This is a genomic window from Streptomyces sp. NPDC037083, assembly GCF_055606485.1.
Map to the genome: position 1 here is coordinate 26,997 of NZ_JBVJSQ010000004.1, position 24,813 is coordinate 51,809.

The window sequence follows — 24,813 nt, forward strand, 5'->3', positions numbered from 1 at the left end:
GCCTCCTTCAAGGGGGTGTTGCGCGCAGGCAAGAGGGATCTCGCATGCGTGCTGGTCTGTGCGCACACGTGTCCGCAGGTGATGACACGAGCGGCCCCCGTACACCGCTGTGGCCGACGCCGACTGCTGTGGCGGACGCCAACTCCGGCGAGACTATCGCCTATTCGAACGGCCGGGCGCGGCGCCCTACGTCAAGAATCAGTTACGAAGCGGCTTGACAACGCCCTGTCGGTGCCCTGCGAGGGGTACACAGGTGGTCTCCCGATCCATCCAAGTGATCACAGATCGAAGCCAATCGGTAATCCTGCCGCTCTTGACTGATCAAGAAGCGGATGGATTGGATCAGGCCAGAGTATTTGAGTTCTCATCAACCCCACAGCCGGAACGGGAACCGTGACTTCCAACGCCCACAGCAGCAGGTCCCTCAGGAACCACCCCGGCGCGGCGGTCCTCGCCCTCGCCGCGATGACGTCCCTGCTGGCGGGATGTTCCTCCTCGTCCGACGACACCGCCGACAACCCGCTCGCCGGGGACAAGGCGGCCGGCGACACCGTGGTCGTCGGATCCAACAACTTCGCCGAGAGCATCCTGATCGCCGACATCTACGGCGAGGCCCTGAAGGCCAAGGGCATCAAGGTGTCCTACAAGCCCAACATCGGCAGCCGTGAGACCACGTACGGCCTGCTCAAGAACGGTTCCATCACCGTACTGCCGGAGTACAACGGCTCGCTGCTGGCCTACCTGGACGCGAAGGCCGAGCAGACCTCGCTGCAGACCGTGAACGCCGCGGTGAAGGCCAAGCTCGACTCCAAGCTGACGCTGCTGGAGTCGTCGCCCGCCGAGGACAAGGACTCCGTCACGGTCAACGCCGAGACGGCGAAGAAGTACGACCTCACCGCGACGTCCACGCTCGCCGACCTCAAGGACGTCGCGCCGGAGCTGGTCCTCGGCGGTTCGCCCGAGTTCCAGACCCGTCAGCAGGGCATGGTCGGTCTGGAGTCGGTGTACGGGCTGAAGTTCAAGTCCTTCAAGGCGCTCGACGCGGGCGGCCCCCTGACCCAGGCCGCGCTGAAGAAGAACACCGTGCAGGCGGCGGACATCTTCACCACGGACCCGACCATCACCAAGGAGAAGTTCGTCGTCCTGCAGGACCCGAAGAACCTGTTCGGGTTCGCGAACGTGACCCCCCTGGTCTACAAGAGCGGGCTCTCCGAGGAGGGCGTCGCCGCGCTCAACGCGGTCTCCGCGAAGCTCGACACGAAGACCCTGCTCGACCTGGACTCCCAGGTGCAGCTGCAGAGCAAGGACCCGCTGGACGTCGCCAAGGCCTGGCTGAAGTCGGCCGGCCTGGGCTGAGGCCCCACGGACCCGGCGGGCCGCCGGATCATGCGTTCCCCGAACCCTGATCCGGCGGCCCGCCGGCCGTCGTAGCCCCTGAACCGCCGAACCGCCGAACCTCCGAAACCGTTGGACGCAACAGCAGACGGACCGACCCGGGCAGCCCGCCACCGTGAGGGCGCGCCGGTCGTCCTGGACGGAACCACCCTCACCGTCGGCGAGCTGATCGCGCTCGCCGACGGCGACGCCGTGCCCGCGGTGGCCCCCGAGGCCCGCGAGCGTGCCGTGCGGTCCTGGCGGACCGCGCAGCGGCTCGCCGCCTCCGGGCGGCTGTACGGCCGCGGTACCGGCGTCGGGGCGCAGCGCTCGGTGCCGGTCGACGAGGACGACGAGGCCGCGCACGGGCTGCGTCTGCTGCGCAGCCACGCGGGCGGTGCCGGCGCGCCGCTCCCCGCCCGCCAGGTCCGCGCGATGCTCGCGGTACGCGCCAACCAGCTGCTCGCCGGTGGCTCGGGCATCCAGCCCGCGTTCATCGACGCCCTCACCGACGCCCTCCGCCTCGGAGTCCACCCGGCCGTCAACGAGTACGGCGCGGTCGGCACCGGTGACCTGACGGCGCTGGCCCAGACGGGCCTGACCCTCATCGGCGAGCTGCCGTGGGCGCTCACCGGTGCGCCCGCCGCGGCGGGGGAAGCGGGTACCCGAGCCGCTGCCGGGGCCACCGGGCAGGCCGTTGCCGATGCCCTTGCCCATGTCGCTTCGGGGGACGGGGCCGGCGTCGCCGCCTCTTCCGTCGCCCAGGCCGTTGCCGGCCCTTCTCCGTCCGCTCGGCCTCATGCCGACGGCTCTCGCGGTGTCCGGCCCCCCGCCGCGCCGCGGTTCGTGGTGGTTCCCGCCGGTCGTCCCGCCGCGGGGGTCCCCGCCCCCGTCGCCCTGCAGGCCGGTGACGCCCTGGCGCTGCTCAGCAGCAATGCCCTCGCGCTCGGACAGGCCGCGCTCGCCCAGAGCGAGCTGGACATGCTGTTGCGGGCCACGCACGCCGTCGCCGCGCTGTCCCTCGCCGCGGTGTCCGGATCGCCGGAGGCGTACGCCGCGCCCGTGCACGCCCGGCGCCCCTATCCCGGCGCCGCCCGCGCGGCCGGCGAGGTGCGGCGGCTGCTCGGGCTGCCCGACCGGCCGCGGCACGGGACGGGCCGGCGCGTCCAGGACCCCTTCGGCTTCCGGGCCTTCCCGCAGGCGCACGGGTGCGCGCTGGACGCCGCCGAGCGGCTGCGCGAGATCATCGAGGTGGAGGTCAACTGCCCCTCGGAGAACCCCCTCGTGGATCCCGACGGCGTCGCGGCCTACCACCACGGCGGCTTCTTCGCCGCGCCCCTGGGGCTGGCCCTGGACGCCGCCGACCTCGCCCTCCTGCAGACGGCCCAGCTCTCCGCCGCCCGCCTGGCCGCGCTCGGCGACCCCGGACTGACCGGCCTGCCCGCGTTCCTGGGCGCAGGGCCCGCGAGCAGCTCCGGCACCATGATCCTGGAGTACACCGCCAACTCGGCTCTCGCGGAGCTGCGTTCGGCCACGACGCCCGCCTCTGCGGGGCACGCCGTCCTCTCCCGGGGCCTGGAGGAGGCCGCCAGCTTCGCCGGACAGGCAGCCCGCCAGGCCCTGCGCGCGACGGACGCCTACGCCACCGTCCTCGCCTGCGAACTCGTCTGCGCCGTACGGGCGTTGAGGATGCATCCGGCGCCGCCGCCCGTCGCGGCCCACGCCGTGGCGTCGGCCGCCCTGTCAGCGGACGCTCGGGACCGCCCGCTGACCGACGACGTGACGGCGGCGACCCGACTGCTGCCGGTGCTGGCCGCGTTGTGAGCCGGACGCCTTCCCGCGCCGTACCGGGTCAGTGGCCGACGTAGAAGGTGGCGTCCTGCCGCTCCGCGGCCGTCGAGATCGGGTCGATGCGCAGAACGTAGTCCGTGTGCCGGATGTAGCGGGTCGGGTTGTTGTACGAGCGGAACGACGACCAGCCGGCGTCCGCCAGGCCCGGGGTGCGGTAGAAGGTCGCGTCACCGGCGAACGTCGACGTGCCGTCGTTGACGTCGAGCCGGAGTTGGTAGCTGTAGTGCCGCAGGTAGCGGGTCGGGTAGTTCACCGACCGGAAGGACACGCCCGAGCTGTCCGCGAGCCCCGGGACCAGCGTCCACAGCGAGTCCTTGTACGGCTCGACGGGGTACTCGTCGATGCGCCCGACGTAGTCGGCGTGGCGGACGTAACGCGCGGGGTAGTTGTAGGACTTCAGGCGGTTCCAGGCCGGGGCTCCCCACTTGGCGACGAGGTTGTCGTACTGGGTGGAGGTGATCGTCGTGATGCCGCAGTGCTTGGAGTTGACCGGCTGGGTGTAGGTCCTCTGGTCCAGGGCGGTCCAGGTGCCCGCCGCCAGGTCGCTGGACTGCCAGGCGTAGAAGACGCCGTTGGGCGTGTAGGTGTCGCCCCAGAGCCACCAGGTGCCGGACGTGAGGGACTTGACCAGGGTCGGCGCTTCGGTGCCGCCGTGGGCGACGCCCGTGTTGAAGACGGAGAAGCTGCCCGGGGCGAGGGACGTGGAGCGGGCGCCCACCAGCGTCTGGTCCTTCTTGAAGTAGAGGTAGTTCACACCGTTGACGCCGACGGCCATGTCGCCGTCGATCACGTCGTAACCGGGGTCGAAGAAGACCTGGGGGGCGGAGGCGGTGACGAAGTCGGTCGTGTAGTTGACCATGATCACGTTGTGGCCGCTGCTGTTGACGGCGGAGTAGATGAGCGCGTACTGGCCTCGGCCGGCGTCCCAGAACGCCTCCGGCGCCCAGCTGTGGGTGTTCATGTCGTGCAGCTTCAGCCGGTGGTAGCCGGTGAAGGTGCGCAGGTCGGTCGAGTTCCACACGTGGACGTACTGGCTGACGTAGTTCCAGTCGGTGCCCTTGAGGTCGGTGGCGAGCACGACGAAGGTGCCGTCCTGCTTGCGCAGGATGAACGGGTCGCGCAGGCCGCCGGCACCCGCGGTGGGGGTGACCACGGGGTTGTTCTGGTTCAGCGGCATCCAGCGCAGCCCGTCCGTGCTGACCGCGAGGTGCAGACCGTAGTCGGTGCCGTCGCCGAGCTTGGTCGACTCGGTGAAGTAACCCATGACGTACGCGGAGTCGGCCGCGCGGGCGGCCGGGACGCCGAGGGTGAGGGCCAGGGGGACGGAGGCGGCCGCGCCGAGGAAGAGACGGCGGGACGGGTTGGGGGTCATGTGCGCTCCAGGGGATGCGGGGTGCCCTTGCCGCCGACCGGATATTCGATATGTCGAACCAGGTTCGGCGAGTCGGTCAGAAGGTAGGGGCGGGAGAGGAACGGGTCAATCACTGGGACAGGCTTGGCGGTTTCCCGCCTCGAGCCTGTGAGAGGCCCCTGAAGAAAAGACGGCTGGCCGGTCGGCGAGGGCCCGGGCTAGTCTCGGCGACCGTGAAGAGAAGACGGCAGAAAAAGCTGACGGCGCGTCTGATGGGGGACGTCATGTTCGGGGAGGTCGCCGACGTCGAGGCGCTGCTCCGGGCCGGGGCCGATCCGGCGGCGGCCGACGCCGACGGAACGACCCCGCTGTACGCGGCCTGCGTTCAGGGCCGCGCGGACACGGCCCGCCTGCTGCTGGCCGCCGGTGCGCCGCCCGACGCCGAGAGCGCGGGCCCGGGAGCCGACGGAACGCCCCTGTGCGCCGCGGCCTGCTGGGGCCACGCCGACGCGGTCCGCGTGCTCCTCGCCCACGGCGCAGACCCCGGTCTGCGTGAGGACCACGGCACCGGGATGACGCCGCTCCAGTGGGCGGGCGCGGGACCGCATCCGGAGACCGTCGCCGTACTGCGCGCGGCCGGAGCCCGCTGACCGGGGACGACCGGAACGGCCGCGAGGAGCCCGACCGGCGCGCGGATCCGGGGCCGCGACGGGCCGGACGGGCGCGCGAAGTCCGAGAGCGGGACCGGCTCGACGGGCGCGAGAGGCTCGGCGGGTGCGACGGGGACGCCGGGCCCCTCGTACGGGGGTCAGCGTGCCGGGCTCGGCCGGGGTCAGCGTGCCGGGCTCGGCCGCGGCACGACGTCGTCGATCAGCCGGTCGATCAGCGCGACCAGCACGTCCCGGCAGGACTCCCGCTCCCGCGCGTCGCACAACAGCACGGGAACGTCTTCCGGCAGCGCCAGGCACTCCCTGATGTCCTCGGTGGGGTACGGGTGCAAGCCGTGGAAACCGTTCACGGCGACGACGAAGGGAATGCCCCGCCGTTCGAAGAAGTCGAGGGCGGCGAAGCTGGACTCCGGCCTGCGCACGTCGATGAGGATCACCGCCCCGAGCGCGCCGATCACCAGGTCGTTCCACATGAACCAGAAACGTTGCTGACCGGGGGTGCCGAAGAGGTACAGCACCAGGTCGTCGCCGATGGTGATCCGTCCGAAGTCGAGGGCCACGGTGGTGGACCGCTTCTCCTCGATGCCCTTCAGATCGTCGACGTCCAGCCCGGCCACGGTCAGCGGCTCCTCCGTGCGCAGTGGCGCGATCTCGCTGACCGCCCCGACCATGGTGGTCTTGCCGACGCCGAAACCGCCGGCGATGAGGATCTTCACCGTGTCGGGCGCCGCTGCCGACGCGGCGGGGGGAGCGGCGGAATCAGATCCGGCCAAGGCCGTCCCTCACTTTCTGCAGCAGATCCAGGTCCTGGTCGTGGGCGCCGGTGACGGTCCGGGGCGGTCTAGCCGTGATCAGACCCGCCTCCAGCAGATCGCAGAGCATGATGACGACCACGCTGACCGGCAGGTCGAGATGGGCCGCCAGTTCCGCCACGGCGACCGGCCGGGCGCACATCCGAAGGATCCGGGCATGCTCCGGCTGGGACCGGGCCGTCCGTGGGGGCGGCGGGTCCACCGCGGTCACCGTCGTGATGAGCGTGAAGTCGGCGCGGCTGGGCCGGGTCCGTCCACCGGTGAGGGCGAACGGCCTGACGAGCCTGCCTGCTTCGTCGCCTGCGCTCACCTCACCCGCCGTTGGTGCGGACGGCGGGACCGACATGGGCCCGCGGCGCCGCGCTGAGGTGCTCGCCGATCTTCTTCACCAGCATGTTCATCTGGTACGCCACCACGCCGACGTCCGCGTTCTTGCCGGCCAGCACGACGAGATGGGCTCCCGGGCCGGCCGACGTGAGGATCAGGTAGGTGTGGGCCATCTCGATGAGCGCCTGGCGCACCGGACCGCCGCGGAAATCCATGCTGACGCCCTTGCTGAGGCTCATCAGGCCGGACGCGGTCGCAGCCAGCCGTTCGGCGTCCTCCCGCAGGAATCCGGTGGACTTGCTCACCACCAGGCCGTCCTCCGAGAGCACGACGGCCTGGTTGACGTCGGCGACCCGGTCCACGAGGCCGGTGAGCAGCTGGTCGAGCTGGGTGTTCGTGGCGGGGACGGAGTGTGTCATCGCGGTGTCCTTCATGAGCGTTCGGCGGGCGGTGTCGAGGTCTGGGATATGCCCGCGGCGGTGACCGGCGGGCCGGGGGCGTCCGCGGCGGTCGTCTCCCGCGGGTCGGAGGGCGGCTCGTCGGCGTCCGCCTCGGCGAGGGCCTGCTGCGTGCCGCGCTGGAAGCAGGCCAGGGAGGAGGCCGCCCGCTCGGCGGTGAAGTCGTCCGGGAAACCGTTCTCCCCGGTGGACGCGGCGGTTGCCGAGTCCTCGCGCAACTCGGTGGCGAGACTGGTCTGAGGGACCCGTCGGGGCAGCGGCACGAGTCCGTCGGGGCGGGCTGCGGCTCCCCCGTCCGGGGGCGAGGCCGGCCTGGTGGAGGGCGAGTGGGGCGAGGCGCCGGAGGCGCCGCGTACCGGGAGGGGCGGTGGGGCCTGCTCCTGCCCGGCCCCGCCGTGCTCCCGCTCCGCACCCGCGGCGCCGGACCTCTCGCTGGACTCCTCCCGCACCCCGGAGGGCTCCCGCGCCTCGAACGGCGACGTGCGCGCCGGGCCGTCCGCACCCCGGTCCCGTGACGCGTCCGACGGCCCGCGACCGCGCGGCGGAAGGTCCGATTCCGGGGCCGATTCCGGGGCCGGGGAACCGGCGGTCGCCGGAGCGCCGGGGGCCTCGTCCACGGGCGTGGTCGTGGCGGGCGCCTCGCGGACCACGACCTCGTGCGGGACCAGCACGATCGCGGTGGTCCCGCCGTACGGCGAGGAGCGCAGGGTCACGGCGATGCCGTGCCGGTTCGCGAGCCGGGCGATCACGAACATGCCCAGTCGCAGGTCGTCGGCGAGCGCCACCACGTCGAACTGGGGCGGGACCGCCAACTGCGCGTTGAACGACGCGTAGTCCTCCTCGGACATCCCCAGGCCGCGGTCCTCCACCTCGATCGCCAGCCCCTTGGCCACGAGCGTCGCCCGCACCCCGACCGGGCCGGGCGCGGGGGAGTAGGAGGTCGCGTTGTCGATGAGCTCGGCGAGCAGATGGATCACGTCCGCCACGGCGGGCGGCGCGATGCACACCTCCTCCTCGGTGTGCACCTCCACCCGCCGGTACTCGGCGACCTCCCCGACGGCGCTGCGCAGGATGTCGATCAGCGCCACCGGCTCCGTCCAGCTGCGCCCCGGCCGCCCGCCGCTGATGATGACGAGGTTCTCCTCGTAGCGGCGCAACTGGCTCGCCGTGGAGTCCAATTCGTACAGCCCGTTCAGGACGTCGGGGTCCTGGTGCTGACGTTCCAGCGCGTCGAGCTTGCTCAGCTGGAGGTTGACAAGGTTCTGGCTCTGCCGGGCGATGCCCAGGATGACCTTCTCGAAACCGCGCCGGGTGTCGGCCAGTTCGACCGCGGTGAGCACGGCCGTGCGCTGCGCGGTGTTGAACGCCTGCGCCACCTGGCCGAGTTCGTCGCCGCCGTAGTCCAGCGGCGGCGTCTCCGCGTCCACGTCGACGGTCTCGCCCCGGTCCAGCCGGGACACCACGTCCGGGAGCCGCTCGTGCGCCAGGCTCAGCGTGGCCATCCGCAGCCCGCGCAGCCGACGGGACAGCGAACGGGTGATCCGCCAGGACATGCCGACGCACAGCAGCAGGGCGACGAGACCGCCGGCGCTCAGGGACGCGGCCGTGATCAGCAGCCCGCGCGATTCGTCCGCGCTGTGCTGCAGCAGCGCCGTGGTCTGCTTCCGGATCAGGTTCGAGTACTGGTCGGAGACGTCGATGAGCGCGGCGCGCCACTCCTTCTGCACGTCCGGCAACACGATGTCACCGTTCTCGCCCTGTTTCGCGCGGGCCGCGAGCACCTTGTCCTCGACGGATTCCAGGATCTGCCACTGGTAGCTCGTGAGGATCTTCTCGGTCTCCGCCTTCGCGGCGCCGGTGAGCGAGGGGACGATCTGGTCCTGCACCAGCCAGCGGCGGCTGTTGACCAACTGCGCGAACTGCGCCCACGTCTTCTCGTCCATCCGCCCCTTCGGCCCGGCCAGGGTGAGCTGCAGGTCCTCCTCGGAGACCAGCTCGGCCGCGTGCTCCAGGGCGACGAGCGGGCCCGCCTGGGAGGTCAGGTCACCGTCGTCGACCTGGGACAGCTCCTGGAAGGCGTGGATCTGCACGTCGATGATGGAGGTGTACTGGTCGAGGGCCTGTGCGGCGGTGATGTCGACGGGGTCGTCCACCTGACCACGGTAGTACTCCAGGCTGCCCGCGGAGGCGACGACGGAGTAAAGCCGGTCCCGGACCCGGGCGGGGGCCTGCTGGATCTCGTCCGCCCGGGAGACCAGTTTGGCGACCGCCGCGTCCGTCTTCGTGCGCTGCGCCTCCAGCGCGGCCCGGGAACCGTCGGGCCCGGAGGCAAGCCACACGGCGGACAGACTGCGTTCCTGCTGCAGTGCGAGGGTCGCCTCGGTGCCCATGGCGCCGGTCTTCCGGCTCAGTTCGGTCTGCGCGCGCAGCCGCAGCCCCTCGGTGAACATCTGGGACGTCGTGACGGCCCACATGGCGGTGAGGGTGACGCTGGGCAGCAGGGCGAGGAGGATCAGGGAGAGGCCGATGGAGCCGATACGGCGGCGACGGGCGCCTTTCCGTGGAGACATGGTCGTCCTAGGGCGATCAGCGGGGGCTGGGGGAGTGACGTCGCCTGGTCAGCGGGTTCCGGCGGCGGCGAAGCGGGCGATCTGGGCGACGTTGGCCTTCGTCACGAAGGCGGGGCCGGTGAGCACGGGGGCCGCACCGCCGCCGCTGACGTTGCCGTTGGTCCTGTGGAGCCAGAGCCCGTCCACGGCCAGGTATCCCTGCAGATAGGGCTGTTGGTCCACGGCGAACTGAACCCGTCCGTCGCGGACGGCGGCGACCAGATCCTTGTTGAGGTCGAAGGTGGCGACCTCGACCTTGCTGTCCGCCTCACCGACCGCCTCGACCGCCGCGAGCGCGAACTGCGCGCCGAGGGCGATGACCTCGTCGATGCCGGGATCCTGCCGCAGCCGGGTGGTCAGGGCGGCGGTCACCGCGTCCCGGTCCGTTCCGTCGACGTAGAGCATCTCCGTCTGGCCGTCGAACGCCTTCTTCACCCCCGCGCAGCGCGCCTCCAGGGCGACGTTGCCGCGTTCGTGGATGAGGCACAGGGCGTGCTTCGCGCCGAGGCCGTCGAGCTTGTCGCCGACGGCGCGGCCCGCGACGCTCTCGTCCTGGCCGAAGTACTCCAGGAGACCGGCCGAACGCCAGGCGTCGATACCGGAGTTGAGGCCGACCACGGGTATGCCGGCCGCCTTGGCCGCGGCCACCGGAGCCTTCATGGCCTGCGGCTTGGCCAGGGTCACCGCGATGCCGTCGACCTGGTCGTGGATCGCGTCGCGCACCAGCTCGGCCTGTCCCGCGCCGTCGGAGTCGCTGGCGTAGGTGAGGTCGACGCCGTCCTTGGCGGCCGCGGCCTCGGCGCCCTTGCGGACCAGCTCCCAGAAGTCGTCGTTCTTGGCGCCGTGGGTGATGAGGGCGATCTTGATCCGGCCGGTCGATCCGCCCGCCGAGCCCGTGTCCGGGCCGGACGCGGTGGCGGCGGAGCAGCCGGCGAGCAGGAGGCAGCACGCCGTGGCCAGGGCGGCGAGGCGCAGCGATCCGGTATGTCCGGAAGAGGGGGGAGCGGGGAGGGGAGTGTTCATGGGGGGCTGCACCTCGCTGTGCGGCAGAGCAGGAGGACGGGGCGAGCTGCACCGGAGCGGGGGTGCGCACCGGTGGGAGACATTCGTTGGCTCGGAGCCAACCGTGTGTGACCGCTGGTAGTCAAGTGAGCAATCACCAGGGGCGAGACGACGCTGCCGCATTGTGATCCGGGAGGGAATCGGTACGGACCAATACGGGAACGCCGCAGGTCGGTTGACTGATCGTCAGTGTGGCCGGCCTCCACGCCCCGCAGGCGGGCGTCCCGTACTTCGCGATCGTGCTCGACCCGTCGCCGTCGCCGTCGCCGTCGCCGTCGCCGGGCGACGGGAGGGCCGCGCCGGGGGCCACCGGATGCCGAGGGGGAGACGAGTCCGGCGGGGCCGGGAGCGGCCTGCTGTGCGCAGGTCGTCCCGGCCCCGCCGGTGAGCTGACGGTGCGGCCGCGTGCCGCGACCGTGCATCAGGTTCGTGCTCGTGTCCCGCTTCGTCCGTCGTCCGTCCGTCGAGTCCGTCCGTCGAGTCCGTCCGTCGAGTTCGTCCGCGAGCGGATCGGCGGCCCCGTGGGCGGCCCGGGTCAGGCGGGCTTGCCCGCCTCGGGCAGGTGGCCGCCCTTCCGGAACGTGTCGACCGTCCGCTCGGTCCGCGTCTCCTCGGTGCCCGTCTCCTCGCGCCGCCGGCGGCGGCGCGTGCGGGGCTCCTGGTCGGGCACCCATCCGAAGGCCATGGAACTGCCCACGACGCCGAGCAGGAGGCCGACGACGAAGCCGCCGATGTTGGAGGTGAGCCAGGTGCCCAGGGAGACCAGGATGGCGATGATCGAGTAGAACAGCCGCTGGGCCGGGTTGAAGAGGATCAGCAGGCCGCAGAGCGTCATCACGGTGGGCAGGAGGTAGCCCGCCAGGCCCTGCATGCCGACGTGCAGGATGACCGGAAGCGGTGCCTTCATGGTCACCAGGATCTCGACGCCGCCCAGGACGAGCAGCACGCCGCCCGCGAAGGGCCGGTGGCCCCTCCACCCGCGGAAGCGGTCCCGCCACTGGGTGAAGGTCATTACTTGCAGCCCTCGCTCGAGAAGCTCATCTTCAGGCCGGGAAGCTTGAAGACGGCGGCGGTGGCCGCGTAGTTGTGCTGGTACAGGTTCTTGATGACGACCGTGTCGGCCTGCTGGCCGTAGACGCCCGCGGGGCCCTGGATCGGGACCTTGTCGAAGGTGCTGGAGTCGCGGCCGATCTCGATGTTGTTGAACTCGGCGTCGCCGGTGATCTGGTCGGAGTCGATGGCCAGGTTCTTCACGCTCACCGGGGTGGACCCGCCGCCGGCCTTCAGGACCAGCTGGATGCCGCCGAGGTCGACGCTCTGGCACATGTTGGTGATCTTGCCGTTCTTCACGACCGAGGTGACGACCAGGACCTGGCCGCCGGTGTCGCCCTGGTTGGGGCTGTTCTCGATCATGTTGTCGAGACCGCCGAACTGCGCGAACCCCTCCCCGTCGAGCCGGTCGGCGGTGACCACGAACGGCATCCCGGAGATCGCGAACTGCACGCCCAGGGCGCCCTGGGCGGTGAGGACCGCGAGCCCCGCGGCGACGAAGGTGGCGGGCACCGCCATGACGGCGGCCCGGCGCAGCCGGACCCGGCCGCGTCTCTCGGTGGAACCGCTTACAGGGTTCTCGGGGGTGTGCTCGGCGGACGAATTGACGTCCGGGGACGAGGCCATGTCTGCTCCCATGCGCTGAGTCGTGCGGTTTGGGCTTCAGTGGCACGTTGTCCTGGCGCGGACAGCGGCTGCCGCGCACACCTCCTCGCAACTCCCGGAAACCGCAAGGGCTTTCTCGTTACGCAGCAGTAGCCTACGAGGAAGTTACCGATGGTTACACTAAGCGGTCAAGGGAGATGTGGAAAAAGAGTGTTCATCATGTGCCCTCTGTGGGCTGCACGTTCCGCAGCCCCTTCGCATATATCTGTCGGACCATCAAGTTCCTTGTCAGGCCTTGACGCTGACTGAACATCAGGTCTACAACTCTCCCTGGCCCAGCCCGGATCCGTGGCGCCGGATCCGCAGCGCGGCGACATGGTTCGCGCTCCCGGACGTTTTCCACCCAGTACGGGCCCTCAGTCCGGGCTCGATCCCTCCACGGCGCCGGCACGGCCGCTTCCCCCCTGTGGCCGCGACCGGTCGCCCCTTCCGCCCGGCCCGGCCGGAGCACTCACCCCGTGTCTCCGGCCGGTCACCGGTCGCCTGCCGTTGCCGGTCCGTCACGTACGGAGAAGGCGTCACGGGCCGGCGGCGGCGGACGCCGAACGCGTCCCCCCATGTTGCTCCCAGCAACGCGCCGGTTCACCCCGTCCTGACCAACTCCCCCGAAAAGCACCCCCCTTGAGAAAGAGGCACCCGCATGCGCACCCGCTCCCGTTCCCTCCTCGCCCTTGCCGGTACTGTCGCCGCCCTCTCGCTGACCGCCGTCACCCCGGCCTCCGCGGCCGGTGCGGTGCTGACGACCGCCAACGGCGACGTCGCTGTCGGTGACGTCCTCAACGCGTCCCTGGCCGGCGGCACGAACGCCACGCTGTACTCCAGCGCCACCGGCACCAGCGGTGTCTCCTGTGCCACGTCCGCCTTCAGCGCCACCGTCACCGACAACCCCACCGCTCCCGGCACCGCCACCGAGTCGCTCACCGCGCACTCCTTCGCCAACTGCACCACGAACGTGCTCGGCGTGCTCGGCGTCACCAGCATCACGGTCAACAACCTGCCCTACACCACCAGCGTGGCCTCGGACGGCGCCGTCACCGTGACCCCGGCGGCCGGCACCTCCATCCAGACCACCGTCGTGCTGCGCACCCTGCTCGGCAGCATCAACTGCGTCTACCAGGCCCCCAGCCTGACCGGCGTGGCGAACAACGCCGACAACAGCATCACCTTCACCAGCCAGCAGTTCACCAAGACGTCCGGCTCGTCGCTCTGCTTCGCCAACGGCTACTTCACCGCGAAGTACTCGCCGGTGACCGACGCCGGCGCGGCCGTCACCGTCAACTGATCACGCCTCGCGGGACCGATCCGCGTAAGGACACCTGATCCGGGTGCACGGGCAACCGATGCCCGTGCACCCGGAATCGGGCGTTCGACGTCCGTGCGTCCGCGACTCAGCGCCGACGCAGACGCGCGGCCAGGGCGGCCCCGCCGGTGAGCACCAGCACGGCCGCGGCGCCGCCCGCCACCATCGGTGCGGACGGCCCGGAGCCGGCCGCGGTGTCGGACGCCACAGGGGTGCTCTCGGGGGCGGCCGCGTCGGCCAGCGCCGCCCCGCGTCCGGGCGCCGCCGCGGCGGACGGGGTACCGGACGACGCCGCCGGCGCCCCGCTCCTCGGCGCGGTCGACGTGGTGGGCGGGGTGGAAACGGGCGCCTTCGCCGCCGGCGAGCTCGCCGGCCTGTTCTCCGGTTCGCCTTCCGAGGCCGGCGCCGAGAACACCACGTCCGAGCACGAGTAGTAGGTGTCGGGCGTGCTGCTGTTCTGCCAGATCGTGTACAGCACCTGCCGTCCCGTCCGGTCGGCGGGCAGCTTCGCCGAGAAGCGGTACGCGCCGTTCTGCAGTTGCGGGTCCTTGACCTCGGCGAACGGCCGCTCCGGCAGATCGGACCAGGTGAGCGGCTTCGACGGGTCGTACCCCGGCTTCGTCAGATACAGCTTGAACGTGCCGGTGTGCGCGATCGTCGAGGCGTACGTCATGCGCAGGGTCCCGCCCGGCGACAGCCGGGTCGACGGCCAGTCGCCGCGGGCGAGGTCGAGTCCCTTGTACGCGGACAGCCCGCCGCTGCACAACTGCCCGTCCGGGACGACCCGCCGGTCACGGCCGTTCACGTTCGCCACCCGCAGGTTGTCCCAGGCGGCGAAGGACGTGCCGTTCGCGTCGACGGCCGCACGGCAGGCCGCGGTCCTGGCGTCGGCGCCGCCCTCGGGCGAGCAGGCGTACACCCGGCTGACCGGATTGGTCGGGGCGCCGTGCGCCTGGGCCGGTCCGGCGGCCCACAGGCCCAGCAGAAGCGGACTCACGGCGGCGGCCGCCAGGGCTGCGGCGCGGTGTGCGGTCATGCGGGGCATCGGGGACGTCTCCTCGGCCGACGCGGTAACGGTCTGCCGTGAGTACGGGAAAGCGGCCTGGTGCGTTCAGTGCGTCGGTCTGCGGCTGTCCGTACCCGTCTGCTGCTGTCCGTCTCCTGGGAGCGGAGCGGGCGTTCGGCGACCGCTCGTGCCGGTCGAGGGTGGGGCGCCGTCCGGATCGAGGGTTTCCCCCGTATCCCTTTGACTGATCCTTTGTTTATCGTTCCACCACAGCTGACCCACAGGTAACCCCGACAGGGTCGGTGCCCGCGCCTGGCCGGCCTATCGCGCTGCACTTCGATTCACCCCCCGCCGCTTCGACGCCGAAGCGAATCGACCGTTGCTCCGCCCTGTCCGGAGCCGGCCCCGAAAGGCACGCTCTTGCGCACCTCTCCCGCCCTGAGACGGAAGCTGATATCCGTCGCCGCGGTCTCCGCGGCCCTGCTCACCGCCGCGTCGACGGCCTCGGCCGTCGCCGGGGAAACCGTCTCGCAGGGTTCCACCCTCCCCGCCGCCCAGACCGAGGCCGCGCCCGGCACCCCGGCCGAGCGTCTCATCGTCGGCTACAGGTCCGGGGCCGCCGAGGCCAGCTCGAACCCGGCCGCCGAGGCCGACGCCGTCGCCAAGGGCAAGGAGGCCGGCGAGGACGTCGACTTCCAGCGCCGTCTCGGCACCGGCGCCGCCCTGGTCGACCTGGGCGACGACCTCACGAAGGCGGACGTCGCCGACGTCGTCGCCCAGTACCGGGCCGACCCGCAGGTCGCCTACGTGGTCCCGGACCGGCTGAACAAGCCGAAGGCCGACCCGAACGACACCGAGTACGCCAAGCAGTGGGACCTCTTCGAGTCCACCGCCGGCATGAACGTGCCGGGCGCCTGGACCACGTCGACAGGCGCCGGCGTCACCGTGGCCGTGATCGACACCGGTTACGTGGCGCACAGCGACCTCGCCGCGAACATCGTCGGCGGCTACGACTTCATCGCCGACACCGCGGTCTCCGTCGACGGCGACGGCCGCGACAGCAACCCGGCCGACCCGGGCGACTACTACGCCGCCAACGACTGCGGCTCCGGCGTCCCGGCCAGCAACTCCTCCTGGCACGGCACCCACGTGGCGGGCACGATCGCCGCCGTCACCAACAACGGCAAGGGCGTCGCCGGCATCGCGTACGGCGCGAAGATCTCGCCGGTCCGTGTCCTCGGCAAGTGCGGCGGCTACGACTCAGACATCATCGACGCCATCACCTGGGCCTCCGGCGGAACGGTCTCCGGCGTTCCCGCCAACTCCAACGTCGCCAAGGTCATCAACATGAGCCTGGGCGGCGACGGGGCGTGCACCTCGGCCACCCAGAGCGCGATCACCGCCGCCGTGAACCGGGGCACGACCGTCGTCGTGGCCGCCGGCAACGACAACGACAACGTCGCCAACCACTCGCCGGGCAACTGCAACAACGTCATCTCGGTCGCGGCGACCAACCGCACCGGCGCCAAGGCGTCCTACTCCAACTACGGCTCCCTCGTGGACATCTCGGCGCCCGGCGGCCAGACCAGCACCGGCACCGCGAACGGCATCCTGTCCACCCTGAACTCAGGGACCAAGACGCCGTCGAGCGAGTCGTACGCCTATTACCAGGGCACCAGCATGGCCACTCCGCACATCGCGGGCCTGGTCGCCCTGATGAAGTCGGCGAACTCCACGCTGACCCCGGCGCAGATCGAGACGGCCATCAAGGCCAACGCCCGAGCCCTGCCCGGCGCCTGCTCCGGCGGCTGCGGCGCGGGCCTGGCGGACGCGGCCAGGACGGTGCAGGCGGTGAGCGGCTCCGGCGGCTCCACGGGGGGCACCACCTTCTCCAACACGACCGCGCTCTCGATCCCGGACAACGGCTCCGCCGTCGAGTCCCCGATCACCGTCAGCGGCCGAACGGGCAACGCCCCGACCGCACTTCAGGTCGGCGTGGACATCACCCACACCTACCGCGGCGACCTGGTGATCGACCTCGTCGCGCCCGACGGCACGGCCTACCGCCTGAAGGCGGCCAGCAGCTCGGACTCCGTGGACGACGTCAGGACCACCTACTCGGTGAACGCCTCCAGCGAGACGGCCAACGGCACCTGGAAGCTGCGCGTTCAGGACACGGCCGCCCAGGACACGGGCCGGCTCAACAGCTGGACGCTGACCTTCTGAGCGACTCGCCGGCCGGCTTTCCGGCCTTCTGAGCGGACTCTCGAAGTCGTCGCGCCTCGATGAACGGGCGGGCCGGCCGGTGTGGATGGACACCGGCCGGCCCGCCTCATGTCCGTTTCCGCAACCGTTTTCGCGACCTTGCTGCGAACCGACCGAGAACAGACGGTTGTTGACCAGCGGCAGCTGTCCCGTCGACCGTTACACGTGTCACCCGGCTGTCATGCCCGTCCCGCCCTCCGGTATCCGCCCCAAGAAACCGCGCATCCCGTCTCTTTCTGTGGTCGCCCCGGCTGTGCCACTGGTACGTTTCCTGTGGCAGGCTAGCCCGGGAGAAGTCGCCCTCTGCGGGCAAGTCGGGGTCGCCCAAGGGGAGTCGACGGCCTCCGCCACCCAGTCAGCGCCGCCGTACGGTGAGCTATTGTGTACGTGCGGTAAGAAAAAACGGCACGACCCGTTCTTTACCGGCCCGGGAGAGTATCAGCCGATGGCGAGGCAGTTACGCGCCGAACAGACCCGTACGACGATCATCACGGCCGCCGCCGACCTGTTCGACCGGCAGGGCTACGAGTCGACCAGCCTCAGTGACATCGTCGCGCACGCCCATGTCACCAAGGGCGCCCTCTACTTCCACTTCGCGGCGAAGGAGGACCTGGCTCACGCCATCATGGAGTTGCAGTCCCAGGCCGCCCGCCGGATCGCCGGCGACATCGACGACCGTGGCTACGCGTCCCTCGAAGCCGTGATCCGCCTGACGTTCAGTCTGACGAAGCTGTCGGTCGAGGGCCCGATCGCCCGCGCCGGCCTGCGGCTCGCCACCGGGGGAGTGGCGGTACGGCCACCCCTGCCGCATCCCTTCACGGAGTTGCTGGACCTGATCTCCCGGCGGCTCGGCGGCGCGGTCAAGGAGGCCGACATCCATGCGGACGTCGACGTCGACGCCGTGGCCCACTCCCTGGTCTGCTTCTTCGTCGGCACCCGCGTCGTCGGCCGCTCCCGTGAACCCGCCGGCCGACTGCCCCGCCGGATGTCCGAGATGTGGTACGTCCTCATCCGCGGCCTCGTGCCGGTACCGCGTCGGCCGCGCTATCTGACCCTCGCCGCGCGGCTGGAACGCGAGATCATGGCGGCGGCCGCAGTCTGAAGAGGCCGACGCGGGGCCGGCGGACACGCGCCCGCCGACTGCCCGGCCGGGCGTGTGCGGTCGGTGCGCGGTCGGGAAACGCGTCCGGGGGGCGGTGGATGCCGGCCGGGCCGGCCGCGTGGTCCGCGGGGTAGGGGACCGGCTGCCGGTCGTCGCCCGCGCGGTCCCGCGCCTCGACCGGTCCCGCCCCGCGCCCGCGATACGGTGAGCCGCATGCGTCGCGCCCCCGCCCCGCCCGTGATCCTCGGCAACGAACCCGGGTCGTTCCCCCACAGCGTGCTGGCCGAACGGCATCCGGCGATCATCCGGCAGGTGCGGGACGCCTTCCCCCACGGTCCCGAAGCCCACCGCGCCCTGGACGCGCTGCTGGACGGCTGCACCAAGGGCGTGATCGAACCGCTGCCCGCCGACGCGCACGACCGGGACCGCTGGCGGGACTGGGGTCTCGACGCCTGGGCCGGCCGTTCCTGGTTCGACGTCCCCTGGCTGTGGTCGGAGAGCTACTTCTACCGGCGGCTTCTCGACGCGGTCGGCTACTTCGGGCCCGGCCCCTGGGCCGGCATCGACCCCTTCCGCCCCTTCAAGCTCGCCGAACTCGACGCCCCCGAGACCGACGAGGAACTGGCCGTGCTCGACACCCTCACGGGCCGACCGGTCGAGGAGCGGGCCCGCGCGCTCCTGCACGGGGCACTGTGGGGCAACCGCGCCGACCTCGGCTTCCGGCTGTCCGACGCCGAGGCCGAGGAGCGGGCCGCCGTACCGGGGCTCGTCGCCGACGACAGCGAGGCGCTTTGGTCCCTGCTGGCGGACATGAACACGAGGGCCGGTGGGGGCGCGACCGAGGGGACGACCCTGTGCCTGGTCGCCGACAACGCCGGCCGCGAGCTGATCCCCGACCTTCTCCTGGCCGCCCATCTCCTCGACCAGGGGCGGTGCGACCGGGTCGTCCTGCACGTCAAGCCCTACCCGTACTACGTCTCGGACGCCACGACGGCCGACGTCGTCGACGCGCTGAGGAAGCTGACGGGCGCGGGGGGAGCCGCCGCCGAGTACGGCCGACGTCTCTGGGCGGCCATGGCCGACGGCACTCTCACGGTCCGCGCGCATCCGTTCTCCGCAGCGCCCCTGCCCTACGCGCAGATGCCGGACGACCTACGGGCCGAGTTCGAGGCGGCCGCCCTGACGATCGTGAAGGGCGACCTCAACTACCGCCGTCTGGTGGGCGACAGCCGGTGGGCCCCGACCACCCCGTTCGCCGACGTCACCGCCTCCTTCCCCGGCCCGGTCGTCGCGCTGCGCACCCTGAAGTCCGACGTGATCACCGGTCTCGACGCCGAGACGGAGGCCGCGCTGGTCGCCGCGGAGGGGCAGCGCTGGCGCACCGGCGGGACACATGCGCTGATCCAGCTGCGGCGGTGACGCGCGGGCGACGGTGATCGCGATGTCCGACACCCGCGTCCGCTCGTGGAGCACCTGGCACGGAACATGCCGACGGTCATGCTGACGGACAGGCAGACTTCGGAACGGTTCACCGTTTCCCGCCCGATTCACGCGATGGTGTGATCATGTGTCGCCCCACGGATGGCGGTTCGCACCCCCGGGTAGGGCCCGGCCATGACGCAACCGTTCGAACTCCCGCATTTCTACATGCCGCACCCCGCGCGGCTGAACCCGCACGTCGAGGAGGCGCGGGTCCATTCCACGCAGTGGGCGCGCGACATGGGCATGCTGGAGGGGTCCGGGATCTGGGAGCAGGCCGACCTGGACGCGCACGACTACGGCCTGCTCTGCGCCTACACCCACCCCGACTGCGACGGTCCGGCGCTGTCGCTGATCACCGACTGGTACGTGTGGGTGTTCTTCTTCGACGACCACTTCCTCGACATGTTCAAACGCACCCCCGACCGGGCCGCGGGCAAGGCCCACCTGGACCGGCTGCCGCTGTTCATGCCGCTGGACCTGTCCACGCCCGTGCCCGCACCGCAGAACCCGGTGGAGGCGGGCCTGAAGGACCTGTGGACGCGCACGGTCCCGGCCATGTCCGAGGACTGGCGGCGCCGGTTCGCCGTGGCGACGGAACACCTGCTCAACGAGTCGATGTGGGAGCTGTCCAACATCGACGAGGGCCGGATCGCCAACCCCGTCGAGTACGTCGAGATGCGCCGCAAGGTGGGCGGCGCCCCCTGGTCGGCGGGGCTCGTGGAGTACGCGACCGCCGAGGTCCCCGCGGCCGTCGCCGGAACGAGGCCGCTCAGGGTCCTGATGGAGACCTTCTCCGACGCCGTGCACCTGCGCAACGACCTGTTCTCCTACCAGCGCGAGGTCGAGGACGAGGGCGAGAACAGCAACGGCGTGCTCGTCCTGGAGACGTTCTTCGGCTGTACCACCCAGGAGGCCGCCGACACCGTCAACGACATCCTCACCTCCCGCCTCCACCAGTTCGAGCACACCGCGTTCACCGAAGTCCCGGCGCTGGCCCTGGAGAAGGGGCTCCGGCCGGACGAGCTGGCGGCCGTCGCGGCCTACACCAAGGGCCTGCAGGACTGGCAGTCCGGCGGCCATGAGTGGCACATGCGCTCCAGCCGCTACATGAACAAGGGCGCGGCCACCGGCGCGCCGTGGCAGAAGCCCGCCGGCCCGGGCACCTCCGCAGCCGACGTCGGCGCGCTGCTCGCCTCGGCCGCGGCCGAACGCCTGCGCGCGTACGCGCACGTGCCGTTCCAGAAGGTCGGCCCCTCCCTGCTGCCCGACTTCCACATGCCGTTCCAGGTCGAGCTCAGCCCGCACCTCGCGGCGTGCCGGCCGCGTCTGACGGCCTGGATGCACCGCACGGGCATGCTCCACGAGGGCGTCTGGGACGAGGACAAACTCGCCGCCTACGACCTCCCCCTCTGCTCGGCCGGTCTCGACCCGGACGCCACCCCCGAGGCCCTCGACCTCAGCGCCCAGTGGCTCGCCTGGGGCACCTACGGCGACGACTACTACCCGCTCGTCTTCGGTGGCCGCCGCGACCTTGCGGCCGCCCGTCTCACCACGGCCCGTCTGTCGGCCTGCATGCCCGTCGACGGCGAGGCGGCGCCCGTCGTCCCCGTCAACGCCATGGAACGCGGCCTGATCGACCTGTGGGCGCGCACCACCGCCGGCATGACCCCCGGCCAGCGGCGCACCCTGCGCGAAGCGGTCGACACGATGACCGAGAGCTGGGTGTGGGAGCTGTCCAACCAGCTGCAGAACCGCGTCCCCGACCCGATCGACTACCTGGAGATGCGCCGCGCCACGTTCGGCTCCGACCTCACCCTGAGCCTGTGCCGCATGGGCCAGGGCCCCGCCGTCCCGCCGGAGATCTACCGCAGCGGCGTCGTCCGCGCGCTGGAGAACGCGGCCGTGGACTACGCGTGCCTCACCAACGACGTCTTCTCGTACCAGAAGGAGATCGAGTACGAGGGCGAGATGCACAACGCGATCCTCGTCGTGCAGAACTTCTTCGGCTGCGACTACCCGACGGCGCTGGGCATCGTCCACGATCTGATGACTCAGCGCATGCAGCAGTTCGAGCACATCGTCGCGCACGAACTGCCCGTCCTGTACGACGACTTCGATCTCTCGCCCGAGGCCCGTGAGGCGATGGGCCACTACGTCGCCGACCTGCAGAACTGGCTGGCGGGAATCCTCCACTGGCACCGCGAGGTGGACCGCTACAAGTCCGGCTACCTGGCCGGCCGCGCCCACGGCTTCCTGCCGGACCTCGCGCCGCCGGCCCGCATCCCGTACGCGTCGTTCTCCTGAGCGAGCAGCCGCCCGAGGTCCGCGCCGCCCGACGTCCTACGCCGGCAGACGCGTCGTGCGGGCGGCGTGCTCGACCGCGGCTCGCGCCAGCGCCCGGACGATCGGGTGCGGGTGCGAGCCGTCGCCGGACAGCTCCGGCTGGAACAGGGAGGCCAGGAAGAAGGGATGGTCCGGAAGTTCGGCGACCCGGGGCCGGCCGTCCTCGTCGTGGCCGGTGAAGCGCAGCCCGTGGGCGCTCAGGGTGTCGAGGTGACGGGAGGGGCCGTACGCGCAGAAGTAACGCTCGACCGTGCGCCCGGAGCCGACCAGGGAGTGGGCGAGCGAACCCGGTTCGAGCGTCACCACGCCCTCGTGGCCCACCAGCGAACAGGCCAGCGGCTCGATGAGCAGGTCGTCCGCGTCGGGATCGTTCTCGGCGTGCGCCGCGCGCGACAGCCCGCAGACGTTGCGGGCGTACTCCAGCAGCGCGTGCTGGAAGCCGCCGCACGTGCCGAGGAACGGGATGCCCTCCTCGCGCGCCGTGCGGATCGCGGACAGCACCCCCGCCTCGCTCCGGTACGGGCTGCCCGGCACCGCCCACACCGCGTCGAAGCCCCGCACCGCGTCACCCGCGGCCTCCTCGGAGGGGATCCAGTAGGCGTCCAGGACCAGCCGGTCCCGGGCTGCGAGGGCGGCCAGCAGAAGCGGGACGCGGGTGTGCGAGACGACGTTCGGGGAGCGGTCGCCGACCAGGGCGACCCGTGCGATCTGAGCTGCGTTGTCGGTCATGCCGCTCATCCTGGCCGCGCCCGTCACTTCACGTCCAACGATGATTGCTGCACCATTGATAAGCAGAACTGATGCGAGAGTGTGTGCGGCACTGGGATGCTGGCGCGCATGGACCCGCACCTCCTGCGCACCTACGTCGCCGTCGCCCGCCTCGCGTCCTTCTCCGAGGCCGCCCGGGAACTCGGCTACACGCAGTCGGCCGTCTCCCAGCACATCGCCGCCCTCGAACAGGATCTCGGCGCGCCGCTGCTCACCCGCCGCCCGGTCACCCCCACCACGGCCGGCGAACGGCTGCTCGAACACGCGGGCCCTCTGCTGCTGCGCCTGCACGCGGCCCGCGCGGACGTCGTCCGGCTCGCCTCGGCGCCCCCGCACGGGCTGACGCTGGCCGCCTCGCCGACCGCCGTCGGCGCCGCCGCCCTCGCCGCGCTCCCGCCCGCCGGCGTCACGCTGCGCGTGCTCGGCCGTGACGACGTCCCCGCCGCCGTCGCCGACGGGACGGCCGACGTGGGCCTCGTCGACGGCCTGGCCGCGCCCAGCGACCCGCTCCGGCTTCCCGACGTGGCGCCGCTGACCACGTACGGCGTCGGCGAGGAACCGGTCAGCGTGCTCCTGCCCGTCGGGCATCCCCTGGCCCGGCGCAGCGGCCTGCGCCTCGGCGATCTCGCCGACGCGCGCTGGCTGGACGCACCCGACGCCGGGCTGCCGCTGCCCCAGCTGCGCGCCGCCACCGGCGGCCACGGCTTCCGTCCCGCGCTGCGCTACGACGGCGCCGACGTCCGCGTCCTGACCTCCCTGGCCGCCGCCGGCCACGGCCTGACCCTGCTGCCCCGCTCGGCGGCCGCGGGCGTCCCGGGCACCGTCGCCGTCCCGGTCGTCGAACCCCGGGTGGCGCACCGGATCGAACTCGTCCACGCCGGTGCGCCCTCGGGGGCGGCGCGGGCGCTGGTGGAGGCGCTGTCCACGCAGGCGTGAGACGCGGCGCGCGCCCGCCGTACCACCCCCGACCTCGGCTCAGTCTCACTCGTTCGTGACTCGTGGTGCGCATGTGCGCCGGGTAGAGCACCGGCCGGAGGCGATCCATGGAACAGACAGCGTTGCGTCCCAAGCCCATGCCGGGTCGGGAACCCGGCGGCGGAGCCGGGCCGGTCGACCGGGTGGTCCCGCGCCCGCACGCCGCGCGCCGTCGCGGCCGAAGGCTGACGACGGCGCTGTGCGGCCTGTGCGTCGGCGCCGTACTGGTCCTGTCCGGCGTGGGACTGGGCACCGTCGGGGCGACCGTGATCGGCATGAGCAGAATGGCCGAGCTGCAGCGCCAGGCGGGGCAGACGGGGCGGGGCACGTGGGTGGGGCAGGCCGCTCCCGGCGGCGGCTCCGCCCCGGGCCGACCCGAGCCGACCGAGCCGACCGCGGGGTCCGGGCAGCCGCGGCCGTCCGGGCAGCCCCGGCCGGACACGCCGCCGCGCACCGCCCGGGCGACGCTGGGGCTGGAGGCCGTGGACGCGCGGCAGGCGGGCGCCCGGATCGTCGCCGTCCACGTCCCCGGCCCCGGCTTCGCGGCCGGCCTGGCCCGCGGGGACGTCCTGCTGAGGTTCGGCGGCGCCAGGATCGACTCGGCGACGGATCTCGCCCGGGCCGTCGACCGGACACGCCCCGGCACAGCAGTCGAGCTGACGGTCCGGCAGCGCAGCGGCGGCTACCGGCGGTTGACGGTGGTACCCGGAGTCGTCACCTGAGACGGCCGCACGACACAGGGCGGGGCCGACACCAACCCCGTCCGGGCCTTCCCGGGCGGCTGCACGCGCACTCGTGGCGCCTCATCCGGCCCTCGCGCTCCGTCCGGGCCCCGCGCTCCGTCCGGGCGTCGCTGCGTTCGTCCGGCCGTCCGCGACCCGCCGGCCGCCCGCCGCCTGCCGGGCCCGCCCGACGACCCGCCCGCCGGCCCGGTCCCCCTTCGGGCCTTCCCGTGCGCCTGCACGCGCACTCGTAGTCCCCTCATCCTGACCCCGCGCTCCGCCCACCCGCGCGACCGTCCGACCGTCCCGGCCGAGCGATCGCCCGGCCGACGGCGTCCGTGGCGGCCTACGGTGTGATGGCCGACGTCGACTTCGGCCCTGTCTCGTGTCGCGGATCCGGCCGGGGCGCCCCGCACCTGAACGCCGAGACGCAGCCCGCGCCCACCAGACGTGCTGCTGCTTCCCGGCATGCGGCCGGACCCGGACGGCCGACCGTGGTGGTCCCCCCGGGCCGGCGATGCGCCGGAAACCTCGTCAACCGGCTCGCGAGACGCTCTCCGGGCGGGCAGGATGCTGCCCGTGGTCGTCACACCGCTGTCACCACGTCCGTACGACCGTCACA

At 72.0% G+C, this 24,813-nt stretch carries 20 protein-coding genes; 10 read left to right on the forward strand and 10 right to left on the reverse strand.

The genetic code is table 11. The features are described 5' to 3' along the window. Positions 1-393 precede the first annotated feature (393 nt). Together ACZ7DE_RS12310 and ACZ7DE_RS12315 are read left to right on the forward strand one after the other, a co-directional pair. Positions 394-1,356, forward strand: coding sequence for an ABC transporter substrate-binding protein (locus ACZ7DE_RS12310; RefSeq protein ID WP_470760186.1), 963 nt, complete (start codon positions 394-396; stop codon positions 1,354-1,356). 111 nt (positions 1,357-1,467) lie between these two features. After that, positions 1,468-3,198 (forward strand): aromatic amino acid ammonia-lyase, encoded by a 1,731-nt coding sequence (locus ACZ7DE_RS12315; RefSeq protein WP_470760188.1) that lies wholly within the window; start codon positions 1,468-1,470, stop codon positions 3,196-3,198. A gap of 28 nt (positions 3,199-3,226) precedes the next feature. On the opposite strand, the gene ACZ7DE_RS12320 is transcribed toward ACZ7DE_RS12315, so the two are convergent. Next, positions 3,227-4,597: a glycoside hydrolase family 43 protein gene (locus ACZ7DE_RS12320; protein WP_470760190.1), complete on the reverse strand. Its 1,371-nt coding sequence runs from the start codon at positions 4,595-4,597 to the stop codon at positions 3,227-3,229. A gap of 212 nt (positions 4,598-4,809) precedes the next feature. Here ACZ7DE_RS12320 and ACZ7DE_RS12325 point away from each other — a divergent pair, with 212 nt between their 5' ends. Beyond that, entirely contained in the window at positions 4,810-5,226 is a 417-nt protein-coding gene (locus ACZ7DE_RS12325; RefSeq protein WP_470760192.1) for an ankyrin repeat domain-containing protein, read from the forward strand. Between the two features lie 182 nt (positions 5,227-5,408). On the opposite strand, the gene ACZ7DE_RS12330 is transcribed toward ACZ7DE_RS12325, so the two are convergent. The 7 genes from ACZ7DE_RS12330 to ACZ7DE_RS12360 form a co-directional block, all read right to left on the reverse strand. Then, positions 5,409-6,017: a GTP-binding protein gene (locus ACZ7DE_RS12330; RefSeq protein WP_470760194.1), complete on the reverse strand. Its 609-nt coding sequence runs from the start codon at positions 6,015-6,017 to the stop codon at positions 5,409-5,411. Then, the gene (locus ACZ7DE_RS12335; protein WP_470760196.1) at positions 6,004-6,366 is read right to left on the reverse strand and encodes a DUF742 domain-containing protein; all 363 of its coding nucleotides are present in this window, start codon (positions 6,364-6,366) and stop codon (positions 6,004-6,006) included. The genes ACZ7DE_RS12330 and ACZ7DE_RS12335 overlap by 14 nt, the downstream gene beginning before the upstream one ends. A 1-nt stretch (position 6,367) precedes the next feature. Next, complete coding sequence (locus tag ACZ7DE_RS12340) at positions 6,368-6,802, reverse strand: roadblock/LC7 domain-containing protein (RefSeq protein WP_079664699.1); 435 nt, start codon at positions 6,800-6,802, stop codon at positions 6,368-6,370. Between the two features lie 11 nt (positions 6,803-6,813). Then, a complete protein-coding gene (locus ACZ7DE_RS12345) occupies positions 6,814-9,411 on the reverse strand; it encodes a sensor histidine kinase (RefSeq protein WP_470760198.1) in 2,598 nt (865 codons plus the stop codon). Positions 9,412-9,459: 48 nt separating this feature from the next. Next, positions 9,460-10,473: a substrate-binding domain-containing protein gene (locus ACZ7DE_RS12350; protein WP_470760200.1), complete on the reverse strand. Its 1,014-nt coding sequence runs from the start codon at positions 10,471-10,473 to the stop codon at positions 9,460-9,462. A 574-nt stretch (positions 10,474-11,047) separates the two neighbouring features. Beyond that, positions 11,048-11,524 (reverse strand): DUF6114 domain-containing protein, encoded by a 477-nt coding sequence (locus tag ACZ7DE_RS12355; protein WP_470760202.1) that lies wholly within the window; start codon positions 11,522-11,524, stop codon positions 11,048-11,050. Then, positions 11,524-12,189, reverse strand: coding sequence for a DUF6230 family protein (locus tag ACZ7DE_RS12360; protein WP_470761066.1), 666 nt, complete (start codon positions 12,187-12,189; stop codon positions 11,524-11,526). The genes ACZ7DE_RS12355 and ACZ7DE_RS12360 overlap by 1 nt, the downstream gene beginning before the upstream one ends. 679 nt (positions 12,190-12,868) lie before the next feature. On the opposite strand from ACZ7DE_RS12360, the gene ACZ7DE_RS12365 reads away from it, so the two are divergent. Continuing rightward, positions 12,869-13,510: a Tat pathway signal sequence domain protein gene (locus ACZ7DE_RS12365; RefSeq protein ID WP_470760204.1), complete on the forward strand. Its 642-nt coding sequence runs from the start codon at positions 12,869-12,871 to the stop codon at positions 13,508-13,510. A gap of 106 nt (positions 13,511-13,616) precedes the next feature. Here the strand turns inward: ACZ7DE_RS12365 and ACZ7DE_RS12370 are convergent, their stop codons facing one another. Then, positions 13,617-14,573: a lytic polysaccharide monooxygenase auxiliary activity family 9 protein gene (locus ACZ7DE_RS12370; RefSeq protein ID WP_470760206.1), complete on the reverse strand. Its 957-nt coding sequence runs from the start codon at positions 14,571-14,573 to the stop codon at positions 13,617-13,619. A 381-nt stretch (positions 14,574-14,954) separates the two neighbouring features. Between ACZ7DE_RS12370 and ACZ7DE_RS12375 the strand changes: the two genes are divergently transcribed. The 4 genes from ACZ7DE_RS12375 (at position 14,955) to cyc2 (ending at position 21,687) form a co-directional block, all read left to right on the forward strand. Continuing rightward, positions 14,955-16,760, forward strand: coding sequence for a S8 family peptidase (locus ACZ7DE_RS12375; protein WP_470760208.1), 1,806 nt, complete (start codon positions 14,955-14,957; stop codon positions 16,758-16,760). Between the two features lie 484 nt (positions 16,761-17,244). Further along, entirely contained in the window at positions 17,245-17,901 is a 657-nt protein-coding gene (locus tag ACZ7DE_RS12380; protein ID WP_470760209.1) for a ScbR family autoregulator-binding transcription factor, read from the forward strand. Positions 17,902-18,114: 213 nt separating this feature from the next. Continuing rightward, the gene (locus ACZ7DE_RS12385; RefSeq protein ID WP_470760210.1) at positions 18,115-19,320 is read left to right on the forward strand and encodes a damage-control phosphatase ARMT1 family protein; all 1,206 of its coding nucleotides are present in this window, start codon (positions 18,115-18,117) and stop codon (positions 19,318-19,320) included. Positions 19,321-19,515: 195 nt separating this feature from the next. Then, the gene (cyc2, locus tag ACZ7DE_RS12390; protein ID WP_470760213.1) at positions 19,516-21,687 is read left to right on the forward strand and encodes a germacradienol/geosmin synthase Cyc2; all 2,172 of its coding nucleotides are present in this window, start codon (positions 19,516-19,518) and stop codon (positions 21,685-21,687) included. Between the two features lie 36 nt (positions 21,688-21,723). On the opposite strand, the gene ACZ7DE_RS12395 is transcribed toward cyc2, so the two are convergent. Further along, positions 21,724-22,455, reverse strand: a complete 732-nt coding sequence (locus tag ACZ7DE_RS12395) for a CTP synthase C-terminal region-related (seleno)protein (protein WP_470760215.1) — start codon at positions 22,453-22,455, stop codon at positions 21,724-21,726. A 108-nt stretch (positions 22,456-22,563) separates the two neighbouring features. Between ACZ7DE_RS12395 and ACZ7DE_RS12400 the strand changes: the two genes are divergently transcribed. Together ACZ7DE_RS12400 and ACZ7DE_RS12405 are read left to right on the forward strand one after the other, a co-directional pair. Continuing rightward, entirely contained in the window at positions 22,564-23,430 is an 867-nt protein-coding gene (locus tag ACZ7DE_RS12400) for a LysR family transcriptional regulator (protein WP_470760217.1), read from the forward strand. A gap of 107 nt (positions 23,431-23,537) precedes the next feature. Further along, positions 23,538-24,191 carry a PDZ domain-containing protein gene (locus ACZ7DE_RS12405; protein ID WP_470760219.1) on the forward strand — a complete coding sequence of 218 codons (654 nt, stop codon included), beginning with the start codon at positions 23,538-23,540 and terminating at the stop codon, positions 24,189-24,191. Positions 24,192-24,813 lie beyond the last annotated feature (622 nt).